The 21,301-nt window shown below is 52.5% G+C and carries 16 protein-coding genes; 8 read left to right on the top strand and 8 right to left on the bottom strand.

Going from position 1 to position 21,301, the window contains the following annotated elements:
* Positions 1-5: 5 nt before the first annotated feature.
* Genes VK70_RS10965 through VK70_RS10935 form a run of 6 tightly spaced genes read right to left on the bottom strand, consistent with a single transcriptional unit; the run spans position 6 to position 10,172 of the window.
* Positions 6-719 (bottom strand): polyphosphate polymerase domain-containing protein, encoded by a 714-nt coding sequence (locus VK70_RS10965; RefSeq protein ID WP_025698041.1) that lies wholly within the window; start codon positions 717-719, stop codon positions 6-8.
* Between the two features lies 1 nt (position 720).
* The gene (gene pelG / locus VK70_RS26475) at positions 721-3,828 is read right to left on the bottom strand and encodes an exopolysaccharide Pel transporter PelG (RefSeq protein WP_051505164.1); all 3,108 of its coding nucleotides are present in this window, start codon (positions 3,826-3,828) and stop codon (positions 721-723) included.
* Positions 3,804-5,246: a GT4 family glycosyltransferase PelF gene (gene pelF / locus VK70_RS10950; protein ID WP_046723268.1), complete on the bottom strand. Its 1,443-nt coding sequence runs from the start codon at positions 5,244-5,246 to the stop codon at positions 3,804-3,806. Before pelF ends, pelG begins: the two co-directional genes overlap by 25 nt.
* 4 nt (positions 5,247-5,250) lie before the next feature.
* The gene (locus VK70_RS10945) at positions 5,251-7,089 is read right to left on the bottom strand and encodes a DUF2194 domain-containing protein (protein ID WP_025695409.1); all 1,839 of its coding nucleotides are present in this window, start codon (positions 7,087-7,089) and stop codon (positions 5,251-5,253) included.
* 10 nt (positions 7,090-7,099) lie between these two features.
* The gene (locus tag VK70_RS10940) at positions 7,100-7,993 is read right to left on the bottom strand and encodes a hypothetical protein (RefSeq protein WP_155986904.1); all 894 of its coding nucleotides are present in this window, start codon (positions 7,991-7,993) and stop codon (positions 7,100-7,102) included.
* Positions 7,986-10,172, bottom strand: coding sequence for an NAD-dependent epimerase/dehydratase family protein (locus VK70_RS10935; protein ID WP_025695411.1), 2,187 nt, complete (start codon positions 10,170-10,172; stop codon positions 7,986-7,988). Before VK70_RS10935 ends, VK70_RS10940 begins: the two co-directional genes overlap by 8 nt.
* A 169-nt stretch (positions 10,173-10,341) precedes the next feature.
* Here VK70_RS10935 and VK70_RS10930 point away from each other — a divergent pair, with 169 nt between their 5' ends.
* Positions 10,342-11,754 carry a DUF4832 domain-containing protein gene (locus tag VK70_RS10930; protein ID WP_052756000.1) on the top strand — a complete coding sequence of 471 codons (1,413 nt, stop codon included), beginning with the start codon at positions 10,342-10,344 and terminating at the stop codon, positions 11,752-11,754.
* A 99-nt stretch (positions 11,755-11,853) separates the two neighbouring features.
* Positions 11,854-13,392, top strand: coding sequence for a Ppx/GppA family phosphatase (locus tag VK70_RS10925; RefSeq protein WP_025695712.1), 1,539 nt, complete (start codon positions 11,854-11,856; stop codon positions 13,390-13,392).
* Here VK70_RS10925 and ppk1 read toward each other — a convergent pair.
* Positions 13,331-15,445, bottom strand: coding sequence for a polyphosphate kinase 1 (gene ppk1, locus VK70_RS10920; RefSeq protein WP_025695713.1), 2,115 nt, complete (start codon positions 15,443-15,445; stop codon positions 13,331-13,333). The two genes, VK70_RS10925 and ppk1, sit on opposite strands and share 62 nt — an antisense overlap.
* A gap of 382 nt (positions 15,446-15,827) precedes the next feature.
* On the opposite strand from ppk1, the gene VK70_RS10915 reads away from it, so the two are divergent.
* Entirely contained in the window at positions 15,828-16,496 is a 669-nt protein-coding gene (locus VK70_RS10915) for a 3D domain-containing protein (protein ID WP_144415220.1), read from the top strand.
* A 75-nt stretch (positions 16,497-16,571) separates the two neighbouring features.
* Here VK70_RS10915 and VK70_RS10910 read toward each other — a convergent pair whose 3' ends face one another.
* Positions 16,572-17,486, bottom strand: a complete 915-nt coding sequence (locus VK70_RS10910) for a polysaccharide deacetylase family protein (RefSeq protein ID WP_233277810.1) — start codon at positions 17,484-17,486, stop codon at positions 16,572-16,574.
* A gap of 237 nt (positions 17,487-17,723) precedes the next feature.
* Here VK70_RS10910 and VK70_RS10905 point away from each other — a divergent pair, with 237 nt between their 5' ends.
* The 5 genes from VK70_RS10905 (at position 17,724) to VK70_RS10885 (ending at position 21,117) form a co-directional block, all read left to right on the top strand.
* The gene (locus VK70_RS10905) at positions 17,724-18,428 is read left to right on the top strand and encodes a dihydroorotate dehydrogenase electron transfer subunit (RefSeq protein ID WP_025695716.1); all 705 of its coding nucleotides are present in this window, start codon (positions 17,724-17,726) and stop codon (positions 18,426-18,428) included.
* Entirely contained in the window at positions 18,421-19,380 is a 960-nt protein-coding gene (locus VK70_RS10900) for a dihydroorotate dehydrogenase (RefSeq protein ID WP_025695717.1), read from the top strand. The genes VK70_RS10905 and VK70_RS10900 overlap by 8 nt, the downstream gene beginning before the upstream one ends.
* Positions 19,381-19,414: 34 nt before the next feature.
* Positions 19,415-19,753: a prenylated flavin chaperone LpdD gene (gene lpdD / locus VK70_RS10895; protein ID WP_025695718.1), complete on the top strand. Its 339-nt coding sequence runs from the start codon at positions 19,415-19,417 to the stop codon at positions 19,751-19,753.
* Positions 19,754-19,831: 78 nt separating this feature from the next.
* Positions 19,832-20,500, top strand: coding sequence for a PspA/IM30 family protein (locus VK70_RS10890; protein ID WP_025695719.1), 669 nt, complete (start codon positions 19,832-19,834; stop codon positions 20,498-20,500).
* Between the two features lie 110 nt (positions 20,501-20,610).
* The gene (locus VK70_RS10885) at positions 20,611-21,117 is read left to right on the top strand and encodes a DUF4178 domain-containing protein (protein WP_025695720.1); all 507 of its coding nucleotides are present in this window, start codon (positions 20,611-20,613) and stop codon (positions 21,115-21,117) included.
* The last annotated feature ends 184 nt before the right edge of the window (positions 21,118-21,301 follow it).

Raw genomic sequence — 21,301 nt, 5'->3', positions numbered from 1 at the left:
TCCCCTTATCGTTTGAAATGAAGTTTGGCGGCTTCCCTGCATATCACATATTTGGATATCGTGGACCGGACGCTCGCAGCCGGGGTGGCGACGAGACGCACGGGTTCGGGCAGGAAGCGGTTGAATTTAATTTCCAGAATGGTTCGTGTGGAATCATCCAGAGCCTCCCGAAAAGCCAGTCCGGGGTCAAACAGATCCAGACTGCCAATGCCGGAGGACAGCTTCTTGTCGAACGTAATCCGGACATCCCCGTAGTCGTATACATAGGCTTCGCGCACGTAATCGACGATTGCCGCTGGACGGAAGCCCTTGAAAGTAAGCGCCCTGTATAAATCCCGAACAAGAGGATGCGGTGAATCCGCAATCGACGAGGCGTCCCCGTGCACAATATTTTCATACTCGGAGCGGGTTAGCGGGGCGCTCTCTTTACTTACATAATCTCCGTATTTACTCTTGCGCTCCAGTTTGATCGAGCTGTCGCTTGCATTGTATATCCGAATTCGAAACTTCTCGCGTCCGAAAATTCCGTTAGTCTTGTCATACAGCGCATGATCGACTGGACTGTCGAAATAGAGACTCCGAATGCCGTATCCGTCCTCGCTCTGCGAGTGCGGATCAAGCGGAAGCAGTGACGCTACCCGCTGACGCATGGATAGATATTCATGGGGATGCAGATAGTATTTGAATTCATGCCTGAGCGGCCGTCCCATAAATTCCATGTCAGTTCACCTTAACCTCTCTGACGCCGTAGTAGGGAGTGCCTTCATCGTCGAAATAAATATCAAATGCGATTTGCGAATGTCCCTTGCCGTCGTCCGCCGTCACCTTCCAGTAGTACGTTCCTGGCGAAAGGCCGCTGAGCCGCACGGAAGTACCCGGTGTGCTTAACCGCTTGACCACCTTTGTAAACAGCGGGTCCCGTGCCAGAGTAAATTCATACTTCAGGGTGTCTCCTTGGAGATCGAACGAGGCATCCCACTGAAATACGGAAGTTGTCCCCTCCTGGTGCAGATCGTCCAGAAAAAAGGGCTTGGGCTTCTGGATATCCTCAATAAACCGCTTCATGGAGCGCTCCGGAACAGTGCTGATCGCCGCCAGATCCTTGGGAATATCGGAAACGAGCTCCGGGAGGAAGCCTTTATCCGGCTGCCTGCCCATATACAGTTGGGTGATGGGGCTGTACAGGCCGATTTTTTTAGCAATGATATCCTTGTTGATGTAGTCCCGGTACAGCTCGTCGATTTTATCCTTAAGCAGCTTCACATTTTCGGTACTGCGGAAGAACCGGTTATGCAGCTTGGAGCCCCAATAATTGCTGATGCCGCTGTTATAGGGGCTAATGCTCTTTAAATTCCTTTGCAGCTCCCAGCCTCCGTCATAGTCCCATGGAAGGAAGTACCATTTTTCGGAGTTGAGTGGGGAATAAAGCAGGAAATTTTGGGCATCCGTATCCATGTTGTCCATCAAAATGTTGCAGGCTAGCCAGGTCAGGTAGTTATCAAGGTCGAAATGCTTGCTGATAACGTCATTGATCGGAATGGACAGATTGTTCACATCCTGGAGCATATCCAGCAGCTTCCGGTGATCTTCACGCCCGTTGATCTGCAGGCGGGTTTCAAACTTGGCCTTGTCATACAGCGGGTCATCCTGCAGCCGAAGCTCACCTTGATACTCGAAAAATTCGAACATTGTAGCTTTGTACAACTGTCCGTACGGGTCAAGCCAGTGATTCTTCAGAAATTGCTTGTTGGGCTGCTCGACCTGTGTGTACAGTCCATAATCGATGTACGGCTTGGAGCCGGCTGAGCCGCCTTCGCTCAAATCCTTCACGTACAGATGCACGAAGCGGGTGCGCAGACTTGTCATATTCGGAATCGTCTCGAACAGATCGAAGCTTAGTTTATTGCGCAGGCGCGAAGGGTCATAGGCGTGCTTATTCAAGTTAATCGTGCGTTGATCATTCCATAGTTCCGCCTGATCGTTCAGTTTGATCTTGTAAGACCGCTGGGAAGCATACCGCGCCGTATTCCCGCGAAGGGAAACATGGGCGTTGGCATCCAGGGATGAGTAGCCAAAGGAGCCGGGGGTCGGCCCGCTGCCATCGGTTGCGCCTTCCTGAAGAATGGCGTTCAGCGAGCCTTCGTCCATCCGGCTGCGAATCCGGTTCAGCTCATACCAGGTTAGGGGGGCTGAGTCTTCTTTTTTGTCATCCTCAAGCACGGTCAAATACAAGGTATCCACGGAGGTATCATTGTCCCTTTCATAGATACGCTTGTCCTCAGCCAGCTTATCCTGAGTAAGTGACTCGGAGATTGGTGAATCCGTCGCCTTCGGGGCGCTCTTCTCGCCCAAGCTGCTTTCCGTGCAGCCCGTCAACAGAATGACGAGCGCGGCCAGCGTAACGGAAGTTAGCCCGGGACGGAACAGACGCTTGCGTTCCCGCTTGACCGGATTAACGGGCTGGGCGCAGAAAGTATGGTAGTCAATGCTCCGGACATAAACGATTAACCGTCCCAGTGCGAGCAGTACGGCAATAAAGGAAGCGACAAACATACCGTAACCGTCATAGCCGCCCAGCATAGAGAGGGTGCTTAAGCCGGTATTCAGAATGAGAAAGAGACCGCTGATCATAACAACACCTTTCCGGTCATCGTAATAGAGCAGAAGCAGCAAGATGACAAATGTAATGATGAAGAAATAGTAGCCTAGCAAGAGAATGATATAGATATCAAGCTGATTCATGCTGAAACCGATCATGGGCAGAAGCTTGATGCCGAGCGCAAGACTGATAACCGTAAACATGAGCTGGGTTTCCATGAGAAACGTTAGTTCACGGATCAGCGTCCGCTGCATCTCCCGCCGGGCCTCCGATATTTCCTTAAATGTTCCCCGCTGCCGAATCAGATCGTAGTAACCTCTGAATTTCTCATAGAAGTTGGTCTCGACGGCAACTGTGAAAAGAATGAGTGCCGGCATGACGCTTAAGTAGGCATAGAAGACCGGCGTATCATAAAAAGGAGAGACGAGATAGCGGCCGGCCACCTCTTTGTTCTGCGGGCCGAACCAGTACACGAAGCTGTGCGTATATACGCCCGCATAAAGGAATGTGCCAATCCCGAACAAGGCTGGATATTTGCGGAAATAGGACAGAAAGTGAAAATACAAGCGGGAATCCCGAGGAGGAAATACCTGCTCGAAGTGCCGGTTGGTCAGCAGCAGCACAAGGAAAAAACCCGCATCCACTGCGGCAAGCATTCCCGCGGCTGTGGGATAGGGTGTATATTCGCAGACGACCCAGGCTCCCAGTGCTGCGGTACAGGCTCCGAGCAGAAAGCCGCGGAAGATACGTTTATAATCCTTGAGCGCCGTAAGGTGAACGGACTGCAGCCAGATGAGGATCAGCTCCATAAACAGGAGAAACGCGGCAGCCTTATACGCGAATCCGGCTTCAACGCCTTTTAGGAACACCAGCGCCGCCACCGCACCCGCAGGCAGACATACGGCTGCTGCGCCGTAGAAGGAGGAAAGGGCGTGCTTGTATTGCTTCTGGAACAGCATATCCGACAGGAACCGGGTCAGCACCATTGAGACGCCGCCGGTGACCAGCACAGAGAAGATGAAGGCATACACAATGGTGGTCAAGAACAGTTCCCGCTCCAAAAAGGCCGCGCCGGAAACCGACATTAGACGCTGAATGCCGGCCACCATCGCCATACACAGGATCATCGGTCCGACCGTCGACATGGACGAGTAGGCGTATGCCCGAATCTGACGAAGCAGCCCCTGCTGGTTATGTAGTTTTCTTAGCTCGAAGCCGATGCCGGCCATGACCGCCCCTCCTCATAGATCTGATAAAATTCGCGGTAGCCCTCGATGAACTGTTCTCTGGTATAGTGCGCCTCCGCCCGTTTAAGACCGCTGAGGCCCATCTGCTCCCGCAGCTCTCGGCTCCTGCCAAGCCGAATGATGGCGGATGCCATCTGATCGTAATGCATGACGGGAACTACAATGCCGGCGGGTCCGTAGTTATCGCCGCTGCCGAGTAGAAGCTCGCGGCAGCTGCCGACATTGGTTGTGACGCACGGCTTGCCCGCAGCCATCGCTTCAAGGATGGCCAGCGGCATGCCCTCGCTGATGCTGGAGAGCAGGATGATGTCGAGCTGTTTCAAATATTGGCGAACATTAACCTCGCCTGTGAAAATGATATCCTGCACCTGCAGCGTTGCCGCCAGCTCAAGACATTCGCGGTAATAATCTTCGTTCTCCTCCCAGGGGCCCAGAATGTGCAGCTCCGCTTCGGGCAGTTCCCGTTTCACCAACGCAAAGCTTTGAATCATGGTTTTGATATCCTTGATCGGTACGATGCGGACGATGGCGCCGAGCCGGAGGGGGCCGCCTTCCGGGGGAGGTCCCGCGACTTCCGCATAGTCGGCGACATTGACTCCGTTCGGGATAATACTGATTTTCCGCTCGTCGCAGCCGATCTCAATTTCAATGTCACGGTTGCGGCCAAAGAGTGTAATGACCTGATCGCTCATGGTATAAGCAGCCTCGGACAGCCGGTAAAAGTATTGAATCCACAAATCCTTGAAATAGCCCTGCACCCAGTCAGCCTTGATAATCTCTTCCTCTCTCTCGCGGGAATAAATGCCGTGTTCGGTGAGCAGATAGGGCTTGCCGTAGAGATGCTTGGCGAGGGCGCCGATGACTCCGGCGTAACCGGTTGACACGCTGTGGTACAGATCGGCTCTTGGAATATCCTCACGGATCGTAAGCAGCAGCGGCAGCATCATGGACCGGACGGTCCAGTACATCTCGGTAAACGGCACATGTTCATAATCTTCCTGGCAGCGTTTGGACAAGATTCGGAAAAATTCCCGGCTCATCAGAAACTGAACGGCAGAGGTAACCCGCCCTGAGCGCAGCAAATCGAACAGACCGGCCCAATCTACCGCAGTGCCGCCGCCCAGCAGGGAGCCCAGCGCTTCATGCTCAGAGGGAGTGAGCCGGAGGCGGTCCCTGCGCGGTTTTACCTCATTCAGATAGCTGTTCAGGAAGATTTCTTTCACTTCAACGATATTTGAAGGAAGCTGGTACTTGAAAGCCCCCCGCTGCTTCTCTTCGGCTCCAATAGCCAGAATAATAAACTCATGCTCAGTCAGGTTGGTAACCAGAGAATGAATCCAACTGGAGACGCCCCCGGTAATATAGGGATAGGAGCCCTCCGCAATTATACATATTTTCATGAACTCATGCCTCGCTTAAATGAATAGTGAAGTCGGCTTTTCGGACGGTAATCAAAAAGATGCCGTCGCCGATTTTATCCGCAGAACAGCCTGACAGGCTCCCGACTTTTTTACGGGTCCGCAAGATAAAGTAAGACTCATTCTCAAAAGGCTTCACCGAACCTTTAATGGAGCCGTCATCCTGCTGTAAATCCACCCTGCTTGTCAGCGTATTCTTCATATCGACGGCCGCTTCCATCGAAGTCTGGGGGCGCAGCCACGGGTAACGCTCGTTCAATCCGGACATCATCTCAGAGAAGTTCTTGTACATGCTCTCCCAGTTCATGTTCTTATTCCGCTCGGCGTCAAGAACATCGTCGGGATGGATGAAATGGGAGAAAATCCCGTTAGCTGTCAGCACGCTTGCCGCCGCCCACTGTTCAAACGGGGTAGATTTATAACCGGATGTGACCCGCGGCATCTCCATAACACCGTCCTTCGCCAGCTCAAACTCCTGCACATACGATATTCCGGCTGCATCCTCCGGAAAAAGAGAGGAGATCACAGATAAACTCTTCCAGCCTGCTTTGATCGCTTCGCGTCCTTCCGGGCTAAGCACGTTGGACGGAGGCACGTACGTGAACATGGTATATTCGGGAAAACCTTGTTTGGCGTAGCTTACAGCCTCCTGAATCGACTGCGTCATGTCGCTGGTGCTGTTCCAGGGCCGGTAATCGAACGCCGCGCTGGTATCTTGGTCCATCGTAAGCGACTGATGGTTGTAGCCGTGCAGGCCGATTTCACCGCCGCTTTTAATAATTTCCCTGCCGTAGCTGATCAGTCCGTTAGGGTCGGCATCGGATGGAGAACCAAAGGGCGGAGTCACGCGATTCTGGTAAGACTCAATCAGCACCGCGGTGTATTTTATATCATTTCGTTTGGCAACTCCAAGCATATCCGGCCACCATATTTCCTTAATGAAGCCATGCCGGTTCAACTTGTACGTCTTGTAGATCGCATCATCAATCGAGCTGCCATACGGGGCCGGCCAGTCATCGATATAAACCAGCTTTGAGTTGAAGACAGGGTAGATGAAGTCCGGCACCATCATAGAGATCGCCCCGGCAATCAGTCCGCGGTTAATCTTCTCCTGAAGCATCGTGCCGTTAAACACCATGAAAGACCCTTTCCCGCTTGGCACACTCCACAATAGCGGCGTTCCCGCCGAAGTTGCAGCATGCACAGTGACCGAAGAATCCAGCTCCACCTGCATCACCGTATTCATGATAAAGCTATCATCAATGTGCAGCCCGGATTCTCCAATCAGTACCTCACCCTCCAGCTGCACCCCGGCCTCATCCTTATAATTTCCGGCGTTCAGGATGCCCAGCTTTCGATACAATCGGTAAAACGCATCGTTTTGTTCCGGCATGGAGGTTAAGAGAACATGGCCTCCCTGCTCCGCATAGCTGGCCAAGACATCCGGACTGGCAATAGAAGAAAGGTCCCTGACCGTCAATAGGACTGCGGCGCAGCCTGAAGGATTCAGCTTCTTTTTGCTCAGATCCGTTGTAACTGCTTCCTTCTTCATATATCCCAGCGTGCGGCTTGCCTGCATATTGACTTTAGCGCTGAATTCGTCCCTGCTGTCATAGGCAAGGCAATATGGGGGGCCGGACTGCGGGGAAAGAGAGGAGGCTGAGGCCGCTTCGGCCTTCCAGCTCTCGGTCAAATTCTCGTTATGCCGGCTGTGGCTGAACTGCTGGAAATACTGGGTTTGCGTTATGTACATGACCAATGCCAACAGGATGATAAAAATGATGATGCTGTAAATGCGGGTATTCAGTTTCATAGGCTGCTTCATTATATTTTCATTAGGCTCCTTCCAACCAGAACCGGACTAATTTCAGAGCGTCGTTCGACAGACGAACGGGTGATTCCTTCAGCGCCTGGAGAGCCTGGTTGAACCGTTGCGGCGATCTTAGGGTAAAAAAGAGATTCATCTGTGCAAGATAGGATTCCTCGCGATCCGGAAACCGCTCCATCATTAAGACTGCCGCCCGCTCAGCGGACAGGTAATTCCCTAGCTCCAGCTCAATTCGCATTTTCTGCTCATGAGCTTCGAATGCTTCAGGATCTGCCTCCATCCAGTGCTGCAGCACTTCGGCAAGAGAAGCTTTAAGCTGCATCAGGGTGCTTCCATCCAGAAATCCGCTTCGCATGTAATTCTGCAGCACCTCGGCATAGGAGGCCAGGAAATGGGCATCATCCCGGCTTGTCTCGTAGCGGACGGCAAATTCCTGCAAGGAATGATTTAGCCTGCGCTTAATCTCCACGACCGCGCTAACAGCATAATGGGAGGTTTCGGTATCCTCATTGCCGACAGCCATGCGCAGCACTTCCAGATATTCGGTCGCATCCTGCTTGAGCAGATCAATCATTGTCCGGCGGCGCGAGGTTAAATCGTTAACCAGCAGCGCTTCTTCGAGCGGCACAAGATTCAGTTCCTTCTCGTCCTCGGACAAATGTGAAACCTTGAGAGGATCGGGTTGCTCATCCTGGCGGAGGTACGTTTCCAGCGTTTGGATACGCTGCGATTCATCGGACGGCCGCTGCTGCCGCCAAAACAAAGGAAGCAGAAAGCTGATGAGCGGGAAAGCGGCCGCAAAGGCCAGCCTTACGGCCGCTTCAGGCATGGATCGCCGAAACCGCAGGAAGAAATAACAAGCGCATGCCGCTACATACATTAGAAAAAGTAGCCTATACATAGAAGGATTCCACCCCTTCATGCAGATGCACGCCTTTTTCCGACAAACGGTCCATTACAAATTGGGCATCTTTCTGGTTGGAGTTGCTAAGCAGGATCAACAGCTCTCCATCTTCCCCAAGACCCAGATAATCGGTCTCGCGCAGGGAAGTATGGATAATCTCGGCCAACTCGGCGGACGCGTTCCGCATTCCGGTGGAGAGCAGCACATAATCAACGCCGAACCGCTCGCTAGCCGCCTGCTTGCTATCCAGGATGCTTTTGAATGCCTCTCTCCGCAAAATCCGGCCATCCGCCCCGTCTATATACCTGCGGTCACCTGCGGCTTCAACGTAGGCATGAGCGCGCGACAGCGAGGAGGATATGAGATCCACCACCGTCTTAAACAGGTTCTGGTAATACTGGGTGAAACGGCTGAACTCGACGGTATGAACGGATACGACGGCAACGACTTCTTCGCCGCTGAGGACCGGAGCGGCAAGCAGAGGGAGTCCGGGCACCAGCTCCTTATTGACATATAGACGTTTGCCTTCCAGCAGGGACTTAATATGCGGATGCTCATCCACTTTCAGGGAGCGGGCAGCCGCCAGGAAAGCGCCGGAGGAATGGGCGGCCAGACGCAAATATTGCTTGGATTTGTTGACGGTGTAAATGCTGACCTGATCAGTCCTCATGATTTTCTCGACTACCCCGACTGCCTCCAGGAAGATTTTCTCCGGCTCCAGGCTTTCCAGTTCCCTGGTCACCGCATTAATTTTGCCAAAGCTGTCCTCGGTTGTCCTGATTTGCTCTTGAAGCTCGTCTTTGACTGAGCGGGTATCTTCATACACCTCATACAGAAATGTGTATTTTTCACCGGCCTGAGCCAGCTGCCGCTCGGCGCGGTTAAGCTTATTGATGCGGTGCTCGACGCTGTAACCGACGACAAGACCGATGAACAGATACAGAGCCATCTGGAAGAACAAGGTCGTATCATAAAGCAAGGAAAGCAGGTCGCGGCCGTTATCCAGCTTCTCCTGAATGAACAGAAGAACAGACAGCATTACGGCAAGCATGGACTGGCGGCTGCCATACAGAATGCCCATAACGATAATATAGATTAGCTTTAAATCAAGTCCGGCAAATTCTGTGCTTTCCAGAGGGCTGTCAATCAAGGCGAGCGCAGCAAATGCAATAAGATTCTCCGCGTAAGGCAGCAGACGGTTCAGCTTCTTGCGCAGAGGCGAGTTTTTTCTTGATACAGAGGGTTGTTCGGATTGCTCGCCTTGCTTGTCGGATTTCCAGTTGCAAGTTCTATGTAGTCCTTCCTGCAGAGAGTATTTGGGAGCCCAATCCAGATCATGCATAATACGGCTGTTATCCAGCACTAGGCGGTAAGCATCGCCTTCACGGGCCGAAGCGTAGTTGATACTCACAGCGCCGCCTTGCAGAATCTGAAGCTCATCAATTAGTCCATTAATCGAGCTCTCTTTGCCTGCCGATAAATTGTAGACGCCGCTGATCGGGGAGTAGGATGCCCTGAATATAGCGTCAGCGACATCCTCGACGTAGATGAAGTCCCGGGTCTGATTACCGTCGCCGTAGACTGTGATGCCGTTTCCTTTCATCAACTGGTTCATAAAAATGGAAACCACACCGCCCTGGCCCTTGTTCCCCTGACGCGGCCCGTAAACATTGGACATCCGGAAGCAGACGGTATCCAGTCCGTATATTTCCTTCCACTTGGCGCAGTAAGTTTCCCCTATCATTTTATTGATCCCGTAAAGAGAGCGGGGGGAGAGGGGGGCAGTTTCAAGTAAAGGAGCATCTTCGCTGATTCCATAGACTGCTGCCGAGGACGCAAAAATAAATTTCCGGACGCCATACCGGCTTGCCAGCGTCAGCATGTTGGATAACCCGAGAACATTGGACTCTGTATCCTGAGGAGGAGATTCCATTGCTGCGGCGTCGCCGGTTTGCGCGGCCAGGTGGATTACTGCATCGAACTTGTTGCTGCGGAATACTTCCTCGCATTTGGGATCATTAATAGAAAGAACATATCCTTTGTGTGAAAATTGGATATTGCGTTTGCTTCCCGATGACACATCATCAATAATGTAGACATCATAGCCTTCTTTGTGAAAGCGGTCGGATACATGAGATCCGATAAAGCCGTAGCCGCCTGTGACTAACACTTTCATACTGTTTCTCCGTTCTATCAAAAAAATAATAGACTTTATGCTCGTTTTTGTTACCCATATTATACGTCCTATAGAACTATTTTGACTAGTTCTTTAGTATGATAGAGTTGAAGTAGAGACGAAATTTTGCGCACCATTGTTCATTATAATCAAAGTGAGGAATAATTGCATGAAAAAAAAGAAACAACTCTTCACGGCAGCAAGTCTGATTGTGACATCGGCCATGTTGCTGCTGCTGTGCGGCGGAGCGATGACCGGCAGCCGGCAGCCCGCCATGGCGGTCCGTTATCCGGTGGAAACCGGAACCGTGCTGCATAATCCGTATACAGGATTTACAGCGGACGCGCGCGACCCGGAGGGGGTGCTTCAACCGGTTACGCTTGTGCATGCCAACCTCGCCTGGAAAGAACTGGAGCCGGAACCGGGGAAATATAATTTCGACGGCATAGAAGAGACCTTTCACTTTCAGTACTGGAGAGAGCGAGGTGTCCGGTTTGTGCTTCGGGTGGTGCTGGATTATCCAAGGGAGGACCGTCATCTCGACATTCCGGATTGGCTGTATAAGGAAACCGGAGAGAAGGGAACCTGGTACGATCTGCCCTACGGAAAAGGCTTCAGTCCTGACTACTCCAGTCCTCAGCTGATCAATGCGCACCGGAAGCTGATTGAAGCTCTTGCCCAGCGCTACAATCATGATCCTGCCGTTGCCTTTATTCAGCTTGGCAGCGTCGGCCACTGGGGGGAGTGGCATACGATGGACTCCGAACCGGGCCGCATCCCTTTTCCTCCCCGAAGCATCACCGACAAGTATATAGAGCCGTATGTCCGCTTTTTCAGCGCCAAGCCGCTGCTGATGCGCCGGCCGACAGAGGCCGCGGCGCGTTATGGAATGGGACTGTATAATGACGCTTTCGGCAAGCATGACGCGACCATCGACGAATTCCTGAGCTGGTACACAAGCGGCTACACCTCTTGGCTGACGAAGGACAGAGAGCCGGCCATGCGGGATTTCTGGGTGAAATCACCCAGTGGAGGCGAATTCTCGGGAGATCCGCGTGTCTTTTTTTCGGACGGGAATCTGGAAGAAACGATCCGGCAGGCCCGGCTGACCCATGTATCCTGGCTTGGTCCCTCCGCGCCTTGGGATGAGGAGCCCGGGGGCCCGCTGCAGGCGAATATCGACCGCTTTCTCCGCACCATCGGCTACCGCTTCGTCATCCAGAAGGCGGTCTATGAAGAAAAAAGAAAGCCGGGTGAGACGCTGCATGTCAAGCTGATCGTCGCCAACCGCGGAACGGCGCCCTTTTACTTCAAATGGCCGCTGGAGATTTCAGTGGCGGACGAAGAAGGGAACGTCAAAGTTTCCGTCCGCAGTTCCACAGATGTCCGAACCTGGGTGCCGGGCGCAAGCACAGCCGTCGTCCACCTGAATTTGCCGGCAGGGCTTCCGGGAGGGCGCTACACGGTATTGGCCGCTATTCTCGACCCGGACAGCGGGCTGCCGGGCGTTGACTTTGCCATCAGCGGCCGCCGGCCGGACGGGCGTTTCCCGCTGGGAAGCGTTACGATTGCCAACAATTAAAAATTTGATTCGTTTAGAAAAATGTTAAACGTTTAAAATGTAAATATGTACCCGGAAGATGTATAATTATGCTTAGTGATAAATAAAGGGGAACATGCTATGAATAACGAACTAAGCCGAATCGGTATTATCGATATTGGTTCGAACTCCATCAGACTCGTCATCTATGAAACAACGCCTGAAGGCGGGTACCGGATTATCAAGGAATCCAAATATTCCGCCCGTCTGAGCGAGAAGATCACCAAGGAGGGCCGACTGGAACGCGAGTCGCTGGAAACGATTGTTCCGGTCCTCCTGCAATTTAAAATGGTTTGCCGGGTTTACAGCGTGACGCGGATCCGCGTAGGCGCAACCGCTGCGATCCGGAATGCGGCCAACTCCGAAGAGATTACCGCGTTTCTCTCCGATGCAGCGGGGATGGAGATCGAGATCATCAGCGGGCAGCAGGAGGCCTATTTCGGCTTTCTCGGCGTCATCAACGCCTTTGATGTCGATGACGGCTTCGTCATTGATATTGGCGGCGGAAGTACGGAAATTACGCTATTTCAAAATCGGAGCTACCGGCACAGCATTTCCTTTCCATTCGGAGCGGTCAACACCAATGTGACATTCGGCAATGGAGGCAATTGGAGCGGGGAGCAGGTGCGCAAGCTGGAAGCCTTTGTCCGCGAGCATCTTGAAGACTGCGAATGGCTTCATACCGGAAAGGGGCTGCCATTATACGGTCTGGGAGGGACGCTGCGGACGCTTGGCAAGATAGACCAGAAGGGGCGCAAATATTCCCTTCCTAATTCTCATGGATACATAATGTACAGTGACACGATAAGAGAATTCATGGAGACGCTCCCCGCAATGTCATACGACAAGCGAAAGAATCTCGACGGCCTATCGAAGAGCCGGGCTGATATTATCGTATCGGGCCTGGTTATTTTCCACACCGTGTATCAGTATATCGGAGCCGGACAAACAGTCATTAGCGGAGAAGGGCTGCGTGAGGGGATGCTGCATGATCTGCTGGAACCGGCTCACCCGGTACGCGCAAGCGCGCTGGAGTACAGTCTCGGAACACTGCGGCGTTTGAACAACGAGGCTTCGGCCGATTTTTTAAATGATGTTCATAAAATCGCGCAGAGCTTATATAGGGCACTCAAAGTCGATGGGGATGCGAAGGAGCAGGAAATGCTCATCTATGTATCGGTCATGCTTTACCGCCTCGGCGCCAATATTAATTATTACCAGTCCAAGCGGCATACCCGCTATTGGCTGATGAACTCGCCGATCCGGGGACTTACGCATCGCCAGCTCGTTCTGTGCAGCCTGATCGCCTCATACAGCACAAAAAGCCGGAAGCAGAAGCTGTCCACAGAGCATAAGGACATTCTTCTGGCTTCCGACGAAGAGTGGATACATAAGCTTGGTTCGCTCGTTCAACTGAGCGCAGCCCTGGATAACAACGAGACCGGAATACGGCAGCAGATTAACCCCCGCTTGAAAGGGGGAAGTCTTGATATCGAAATTCTGGGCAATCAGCGGTCTCTCTTAAAGCTGGAGGAGATCGACGAAGCCCTCAAGGTATTCAGGAATTCATGGGGTCTGAAGGTAAAGCTTGAGCATATTTCCAGCTCTCAACATTCATAGCGGCGAACTGGCTCCGGAAAGGGGCCTTTTTGTCGTTTGGCCGCTCATAGTTGCCGTTTGGCAGCAGGAAGCTTGATTTCTGATTGTCCTTAAGTGACATCTCCAAAATCTGAAACACCTGTTCACGGGCTGTTTTATCCCGGACAGGACACATTAACTCAACCCGGCGGGTCAGGTTGCGGGTCATCCAATCCGCGCTCGACAAATACACCTCAGGGTTTCCGCCGTTCTCGAAATAGTATATCCGGGAATGCTCCAGGAAGCGGTCGACGATGCTGCGTACCGTTATCCGTTCGCTTAGGCCCGGGACTCCGGGACGAAGGCAGCAGACTCCCCGAACGATCAGGTCGATCGAAACGCCGGATTTATCCGCTTCGTACAAGTCATCGATCACCTGCTGGTTGGAGAGAGAGTTCATTTTCGCGATAATACGGGCCGGGCGGCCGTTCGCGGCATGTTCGCTCTCCCGCTGAATCAGCTTCTTGAGCGAATTGCTCAAGCTGACCGGAGCGACAAAGAAGGAGTTCCACTCGCAATTGGCAGAATATCCCGTGATCTGATTGAACAGCTCGGAAGCGTCCAGCCCGATCTCGTAATCTGCGGTGAACAGACTGATATCGGTATACAATTTGGCGGTATTCTCATTATAATTTCCCGTCCCGATATGCACATAACGGCGCAGCTCATTGCCTTCCTGGCGCACAATCAGGGTAATCTTGGCATGGGTCTTCAGGCCGACTAATCCATACACCACATGGCAGCCCGCCTGCTCCAGCTTCCGGGCCCACGCAATATTGCGCTCTTCGTCGAACCTCGCTTTCAGTTCCACCACTACGGTTACCTGCTTGCCCGATCCCGCCGCGCGCGCGAGCGCGGTAATGAGCGGCGAATTGCCGCTGACCCTGTAAAGGGTCATTTTGATCGCCATAACCTGATCGTCCTCGGACGCCTGGGTAATAAAATCGATAAAGGACTCGAATGATTCGTAGGGATGATAGACCAGCACGTCACGTTCCCGCAGCACCTCGAAGAAATCCTCGGTTTCCTCGAACTCAGCCGGATAGGCGGGCTCGACCGGAGGATAGTTCAGAGAGCTCAGCCCCTTAAAGTCTCCGGTAAATTGGCGCAAGAATCCAAGATCGAGCGGACCGTCAATCTCATACACAAAATGCTCGGCTTCAAATTCGGCCTGCAGCTGCTCCAGAGCGTACGGATGAATGCCTTTTTGGACTTCCAGTCTGACCGGCGCGCCGCGCCGGCGCTTCCGCAGTTCCTTTTCAATCTCCTCCAGCAAATCCTCGGCGCCTTCTTCGTCAATGCTGAGATCGGAATTTCGCGTAAGCCGGAACTCATTGACGGCGACCGGATGATAGCCGCTGAAGAGCGTTCCGATATGGGCGCGGATGACATCCTCAATATAGACGAACTGCCTCCGCTTGCTGTTGGCGCGATGCGGGAGAGGGATGCAGCGCGGCAGATTGGACGGGATTTGCAAAATGGCGAAAAAGAACTCTTCATGCTCTTTATGTTTTTTCGTCAGGACGACGGCGAGATAAATAAATAAACTGTGAACAAGCGGGAAAGGCCGGCTCTGATCCACTGCCATCGGCGTCAATACGGGGAAAATGATATCCCGGTAATACTGCTCGATTGCGGTTTCCTGGGCGTTAGTCAGATCCTCGTAATTGACAAGAATGATGCCTTCCTTGTGAAGACTCCGGGAAATATCCCGGAAGGCCCGGTATTGATCAGCGACAATTTTTCCGACACGCTTGTACAGGCGTTGGTGGAGGCCTGAAGGAGTATAGCCAGTAAAGTCTTTTTTCGTATAGCCCGCACGGATTTGATCCTGAATGCCCGCAACCCGCACACTGATGAATTCATCCAGATTGCTTGAGACGATGCCCAGAAATTTGGCCCGCTCCATCAAGGGGGTACTCGGGTCCTGAGCTTCCCTCAGAACGCGGCGGTTGAACTCAATCCAGCTCAGATCCCGGTTCAGATAAGCGGCGGACGGACTGCTGTGAATGTTGTTTTTCTCTTCTTCGCTCATGACTCCTCCAAATTCATAACCAAGTAGGTCGATTCTGGTGATATCCTCTTATTTTAACATACGGTGAAAACAATGTATTAATCTCCTTTTTTGATGGATACCAAGGCCGATGCATCTTTATTTTACCTTTTGTGACAGCTTTGATTGTTAACGCAGTGTAAAATATTTAGGATGTGTCCACTAAAAATCACAGCTTTATTCAATAGGTTTTATGCGCATTTCAATAAAATGTTTCAAAATGGCAACAATTACAACTGAAATGGTTACAAAATTGTGATATATTAAAAAATGTCGGAGCTGCCGAATGCAGCAATAGAACAATGGCCGACGATTGCGGGAAATACATAAAAGCTTTTTCGTGAAGGAAATAGAGGAGGAAGTTATGAAGTTCGGAAAATCATCGATAAGATCCTCCGCCGCCATTTTGGGCCTTGGAGCGCTGTTGATCGCTTCGCCGGCGTATGCGGACAGGGTACATGTTGCAGGGAAACAGACGACATTTTATACGGTATCCAAAAAATACGGCGTGGATGTAAGTACCTTAATGAAAGCGAATCCGGACATTGATCCGCTTAATTTGCATCCCGGCCTCAGACTGGTGATTCCCGATCCGGATTCGGGCGCATCCCCGGCTGCCGCCGGACTGCAGGCGATGAGCAAAGCCCGGGCGGTACCGCTGGCCGCAGAGACGGATTCGAAGACGGTAGAGGCGTGGGGGAAAACCTTTAACTATGACAAAACGCTTCAGGTTAAAGCGACCGCCTATTCCTCAGCCGCTAGCGAGAACGGCCAGTGGGGAGCCGTTGATTACTTTGGCAATCCGCTGAAGCTGGGAACGATCGCCGTCGATCCGGATGTCATTCCGCTGGGAACGAAGGTGCTGGTGACAGGGTATTCCCATCCCGGCCTGCCGAAGGAGGCTTTTGTAGCAACCGCGTCTGATAAAGGAAGCGCCATACAAGGCAACCGTATCGACATTTTCATACCCGGAAGCCAAAGCTTCGTCTCTGATTTCGGCTACCAATATGTGCAATTGTATCTGATTAAATAGCGTCTTGTTAAGAAACAAAGTCAGGCTGGTAGGCCCGCTTTGTTTCTTTTTTTGTTAATCGAGCTACAGCTCGTTCTATCTCTCTACCGGCACATTCAGCATCTCGGGTACGGTGACAAAGGTGTATCCTCGGCGACGGAGCGTTTCAATGACATCGGGCAGCGCCTCAATGGTGCCTTTCAGATTGCTGCCTGTACCGCCTCCGGCGTGCTGAAGGATGATCGACCCTTTACCGGCATGCGACAAAATATTGCGCTTGACCTGCTCGCGGGACAATCCTTTCCAATCCAGAGAGTCGACATTCCAGTTAACCAGCTTATAACCTTGGGCTGCGCTCCATTTGAGCTGCTGTTCGGTTATTTCGCCGTAAGGGGGGCGGATCAGCCGAGGTCGGAATCCGGCTATTTTATTGATGATATTTTCCGCGCGTAAGATTTGGGAACGAAATTGACGCAAGCTTAGTTTGGTGAACTGGGGATGGTTGTAGGAATGGTTGCCAATGCTGTGCCCTTCTCTCACAATGCGTCTAACAAGCGCGGGATGCTTGGCGGCCCGTCTTCCTACTATAAAAAAAGTGGCTTTCACCCGATACCTCCGGAGGACATTCAATATCTGCGGCGTAAACCTGGGGTCCGGAACGTCGTCAAAGGTGAGCGCGATCTCTTTCGTTCGGGGGCCGTTCGTCTTGATGGCATTCGGGTACTTGCGGATGAGCTGCCCGAGAGTCAGCGGTGCGGACGCAGGTCTGCTGGCCGGTTCCCGGTCCCTGTTCCGGTCGAAGTTCCTTCCATTCGCCTCGGCAGGGCATTCCAGAGAATTTCCGGCCGTCCCGGAGGCGCGGCACGCGATCTGGCTTCCGCCGGTTTCGCTTTCTGAAGCCGCTGCTGCTGTTCGCGTATCCGAATCAGGCGAGCAGCCGGCGAGGCAGCTGATGAACGCACAAATAAGGCCCAAAATGATCATTCTGGCAAAGCGGGCATTAATCATCATCTTGCGCTCCTTTCCAATCCAGACATTAGTACGTTTGTTATTCCACAATGGGGAGCAAAACATACAAACTCAGGCACCCGTATTCATCATTTCTTGAAGCTGCCAATCCGTGTATACTGTTAACAACGGATGCTTGCAGTTCTCGAAAATAAGATTAATAATTGTGAAGAAGATCACAGATTTTACTGTGCTTCTCAGGCATCTTTAATAAGATAAAATTTTAAGGAGCTTGATACAGTGGGGACGGTTATAAGTAACGAGCGGCTGGCGGATAATGTTTACCATCTCCGGGTGAGCGGAGATTACGGCGGTGAGATGGGCCAATTCTACATGCTGCGGGCATGGGGAGCCTATCCTGTCCTGTCCAGACCGCTGAGCATACATCAGGTGGAAGACAATGGCATTGAGTTTTTGTATCATGTCGTAGGGGAAGGCACCGAGCTGTTCGCCCAGCTGACTCCCGGCGACGACATTAATCTGGAAGGACCTTTCGGCAGCGGCTTTCCCGCTGTTACAGGACGAGTTGCGCTGGTCGGCGGGGGCATCGGCATCGCGCCGCTGCTGTATTGCGCCCGGGAGATTCCCGGCTGCGACGTATACCTTGGCTTCAGCCGCGAGCCATTTCGGACGGAGGAGTTCCGTCCCTATGCGGCAAAATTAACGGTCGATGTCGGCGGTCTTATTTTGGACAATGTCGATTTTGCGGAGTATGACCATATTTTCGTATGCGGACCGCATCCGATGCTTAAAGCGGCACAGCTTAAAGGGATCGCCGCGGCTACATCGGGCAGTCCGGTGAACGTGTATTTGTCGCTGGAGAACCGCATGGCCTGCGGAATCGGGGCGTGCCTCGTCTGCAGCGTGTCCTGTAAGGACGGGCAGCGGAAAGCCTGTGCGGACGGGCCGGTATTTTTGGCGGAGGAGGTCGTATTCCATGATTAAAACTGGAGATTCTTCATCTAGAAATACGGAACTCGATTTGAGCGCCCGCATTGCCGGCGTCACGTTCAAGAATCCGATCGTCATGGCTTCAGGAACCTTCGGCTTCGGCAAGGAATATGCGAAATTTTATGACGTGAACGAGCTCGGCGGCATTTCCGGCAAGGGGCTGACGCTTCAGCCAAAGGCGGGAAATCAGGGAACCCGTGTGTATGAGACGGCATCAGGGATGCTGAACAGCGTCGGGCTGGAGAACCCGGGAGTTGCCGCTTTTTTAGACAAAGAATGTGCGTACTGGGAGACGCTGGACACCGTGCGAATCGTGAACCTTGGGGGAAATACCTTCGAGGATTACGTTGCGGGAGCGGAGCTGATTCAGAAGGATGCCGATACGCGCGGCCGTAAAGCGGTTGACATGATCGAACTGAACATTTCCTGCCCGAATGTAAAAGAAGGCGGAATCGCCTTCGGCATCCGAACCTGTGACGCACGCGAGCTGGTACGGGCCGTCCGGCAGGCAACAAGCCTGCCTCTGTCAGTCAAGCTGTCGCCGAATGCGGAGGATATCGCCGATATGGCGCTCATGTGCCAGGAAGAAGGAGCGGACGCCGTATCGCTTATCAATACAATCTCCGGAATGAAAATCGATGTGCGGCGCCGGCGCAGCGTGTTCAACAATCTGTACGCAGGGCTGTCCGGTCCGGCTATCAAGCCGATTGCGCTGCGAATGGTGCACCAAGTGGCCCAAAGAGTGGAAATACCGGTCATCGGCATGGGCGGAATTTCCTCCGCGACGGATATCATTGAATTCATTATGGCGGGCGCAGCCGTGATTCAGGTGGGTACCTATAACTTTATGAATATGCGGGCAGGCCAGGACTTGCTTAGAGACCTCCGTCAGTTTATGCTCGAAGAAAATATAGCTTCTCTGGATGAAATACGGGGTATTATCTAAGCAAACGGTTAATAAAATAGGGGAGGGAATGCCCGTGTCTTCGGGAGCCTTTGATCCGGGAGATATCCTGTTGTCCGAAACGGCGGTGGGACAAGATATTTTGCTGCTGATTACAGGCGGAGTCCGGCATATCGGCGCTGCCAGCACCGCTTATCCGGGCGGGAACGGCATTTCGGCGGCGACTTCGGCCGTGCCGGGGCATAAGGAGCATACTATCAGCGAATCGGTCGCCATCAGGGTTGCCGAAGCGCTGAACAGAACGGTAACGGTTGTCATGGGAATTCATTACGACGATCTGTCCAAAGAACAAATCGCACAGGTGGTAGAGATTGTAGAGCGCAAGGTGGAAAAATATTTGGCGGACAAGCTTTAAAAAATGAAACGCGCCCGCTTTTTCTTGCGTACAACATATCAACGAGCATTTATAAACCATCTTTTGGAGGAATGAACCATGTCGATTTTTAAAAGATTGCGCGATTTGACCTTATCCAATATCAATGCAATTATTGACAAAGCTGAAGATCCGATCAAGATGACCGACCAATATATCCGTGATATGACAGAGGATCTGGAGGATGCGGAGAAAGCGGTAGCCGCCCAAATCGCTATCGAGAAGAAATTCAAGCAGCTTTACGAAGAGCAGGAAGCGCTGGTGAATAAGCGCACCCAGCAGGCGCATACCGCTGCGCAGGCAGGCAACGTCGACCTCGCCCGCCGGGCTCTGGAAGAGAAGAAGATCGCCGAAGGCAAGCTGACGGAATACAAGACCAGCTACGACCAGAACAAGGCTTCCGCGGACAATTTGCGGGCGAAGCTGGAAGAAATGCGCAAGCAGCTTAATCAAATGAAGAGCAAGCGCGAGACGCTGGTCGCCCGCTATAACGCTGCAAAGGCACAGACCGAAATCAATAAAGCGATGAGCGGGTTCAGCTCCGATTCCGCCACTGCCGGACTGAAGCGGATGGAAGAGAAGATGCTTCAGGCCGAAGCGCAGGCGGAAGCGAGCAACGAGATGAGCGCTCGGGACAAATCGCTGGATGAAGAGTTCGAGAAGCTGAACAAGGATCAGGGAGTGGAAGACGAACTCGCCGCCTTGATGAAGCAATACGAGAAACAATAACGGGAACTCCCGCGAAGGTTAGCGGTCCGGGTATGCAGGCGGAGGAGAGACGGCGGCGCCGTTTCTCCTTTTGTGTGCAATGACGTGTTCATGAGAGGGAGGATACCTTGATGAGTATATGGAAGCGTATTGGCAATTTATTCGCGAAGGATGAACCGCCGCTGCGGGAAAAGAGCATGCTGCAGCTGGCGCCCGGTGATATTTGCGAAGTCTCGCTCGTCACCTACGAGGTGACGGGGCGTGTAAGCAATTTCAGCCGGAATGCCGCACTGTTGACGCTGCGAGATGGCACGGCAATCGCCTATTTGCATATTGAGCAGAGGGAAGAGCTGCGATATGCGCTGTATAAGGCTATTGACGGCCGTCTGGATAGTCTAACGGAGGTTCCCGCAACGATGAACTTGGATGATATTGTATATTATCTGGAGGAAGAGTATGAGGGACATGTGTCCGTTTCGGGACAGACCTCTTTTATGAACGCGGGCGACCAGCATGTATGGCAGTACCAGTCTGACGAGGGGCAATTGCTCCGGATCGAATGGCAGAACGGGCGCTTTATGCTGTACGAAGGAGAAAAAATCATTCCCGGCGACGTGAGAGTAATCCGGGGCGCGTAAGCGCCGGAATCAAAAATTGAAAGTTGGACACAACGATAAGCAGGATGCCTTTGCGTATTCCTGCTTTTTCTATGTCATGAACTGCCTATGCGCCATTTACTGGGCTCGGAACATCACATTCAGTGTGATACAATAGAGCGAGAATTCTGTGTTTGGCAATATTTAGCGGTTACATGATAAAGAA

The sequence above is a fragment of the Paenibacillus durus ATCC 35681 genome, assembly GCF_000993825.1.
GTDB lineage: Bacteria > Bacillota > Bacilli > Paenibacillales > Paenibacillaceae > Paenibacillus_AQ > Paenibacillus_AQ durus_B.
The sequence above is the reverse complement of the archived record's forward strand: the minus strand, read 5'-3'. Positions and strand labels throughout refer to the sequence as shown.

Excerpts from the sequence above, each read along its gene's own strand:
- VK70_RS10935 (WP_025695411.1), bottom strand. The coding sequence starts at position 10,172 with ATGAAAGTGTTAGTCACAGGCGGCTACGGCTTTATCGGATCTCATGTA.
- VK70_RS10930 (WP_052756000.1), top strand. The coding sequence starts at position 10,342 with ATGAAAAAAAAGAAACAACTCTTCACGGCAGCAAGTCTGATTGTGACA.
- VK70_RS10940 (WP_155986904.1), bottom strand. The coding sequence starts at position 7,993 with ATGTATAGGCTACTTTTTCTAATGTATGTAGCGGCATGCGCTTGTTAT.
- pelG (WP_051505164.1), bottom strand. The coding sequence starts at position 3,828 with ATGGCCGGCATCGGCTTCGAGCTAAGAAAACTACATAACCAGCAGGGG.
- VK70_RS10925 (WP_025695712.1), top strand. The coding sequence starts at position 11,854 with ATGAATAACGAACTAAGCCGAATCGGTATTATCGATATTGGTTCGAAC.
- VK70_RS10915 (WP_144415220.1), top strand. The coding sequence starts at position 15,828 with ATGAAGTTCGGAAAATCATCGATAAGATCCTCCGCCGCCATTTTGGGC.
- VK70_RS10900 (WP_025695717.1), top strand. The coding sequence starts at position 18,421 with ATGATTAAAACTGGAGATTCTTCATCTAGAAATACGGAACTCGATTTG.
- VK70_RS10910 (WP_233277810.1), bottom strand. The coding sequence starts at position 17,486 with ATGATGATTAATGCCCGCTTTGCCAGAATGATCATTTTGGGCCTTATT.
- VK70_RS10885 (WP_025695720.1), top strand. The coding sequence starts at position 20,611 with ATGAGTATATGGAAGCGTATTGGCAATTTATTCGCGAAGGATGAACCG.
- ppk1 (WP_025695713.1), bottom strand. The coding sequence starts at position 15,445 with ATGAGCGAAGAAGAGAAAAACAACATTCACAGCAGTCCGTCCGCCGCT.
- pelF (WP_046723268.1), bottom strand. The coding sequence starts at position 5,246 with ATGAAAATATGTATAATTGCGGAGGGCTCCTATCCCTATATTACCGGG.
- VK70_RS10945 (WP_025695409.1), bottom strand. The coding sequence starts at position 7,089 with ATGAAGCAGCCTATGAAACTGAATACCCGCATTTACAGCATCATCATT.
- VK70_RS10965 (WP_025698041.1), bottom strand. The coding sequence starts at position 719 with ATGGAATTTATGGGACGGCCGCTCAGGCATGAATTCAAATACTATCTG.
- VK70_RS10890 (WP_025695719.1), top strand. The coding sequence starts at position 19,832 with ATGTCGATTTTTAAAAGATTGCGCGATTTGACCTTATCCAATATCAAT.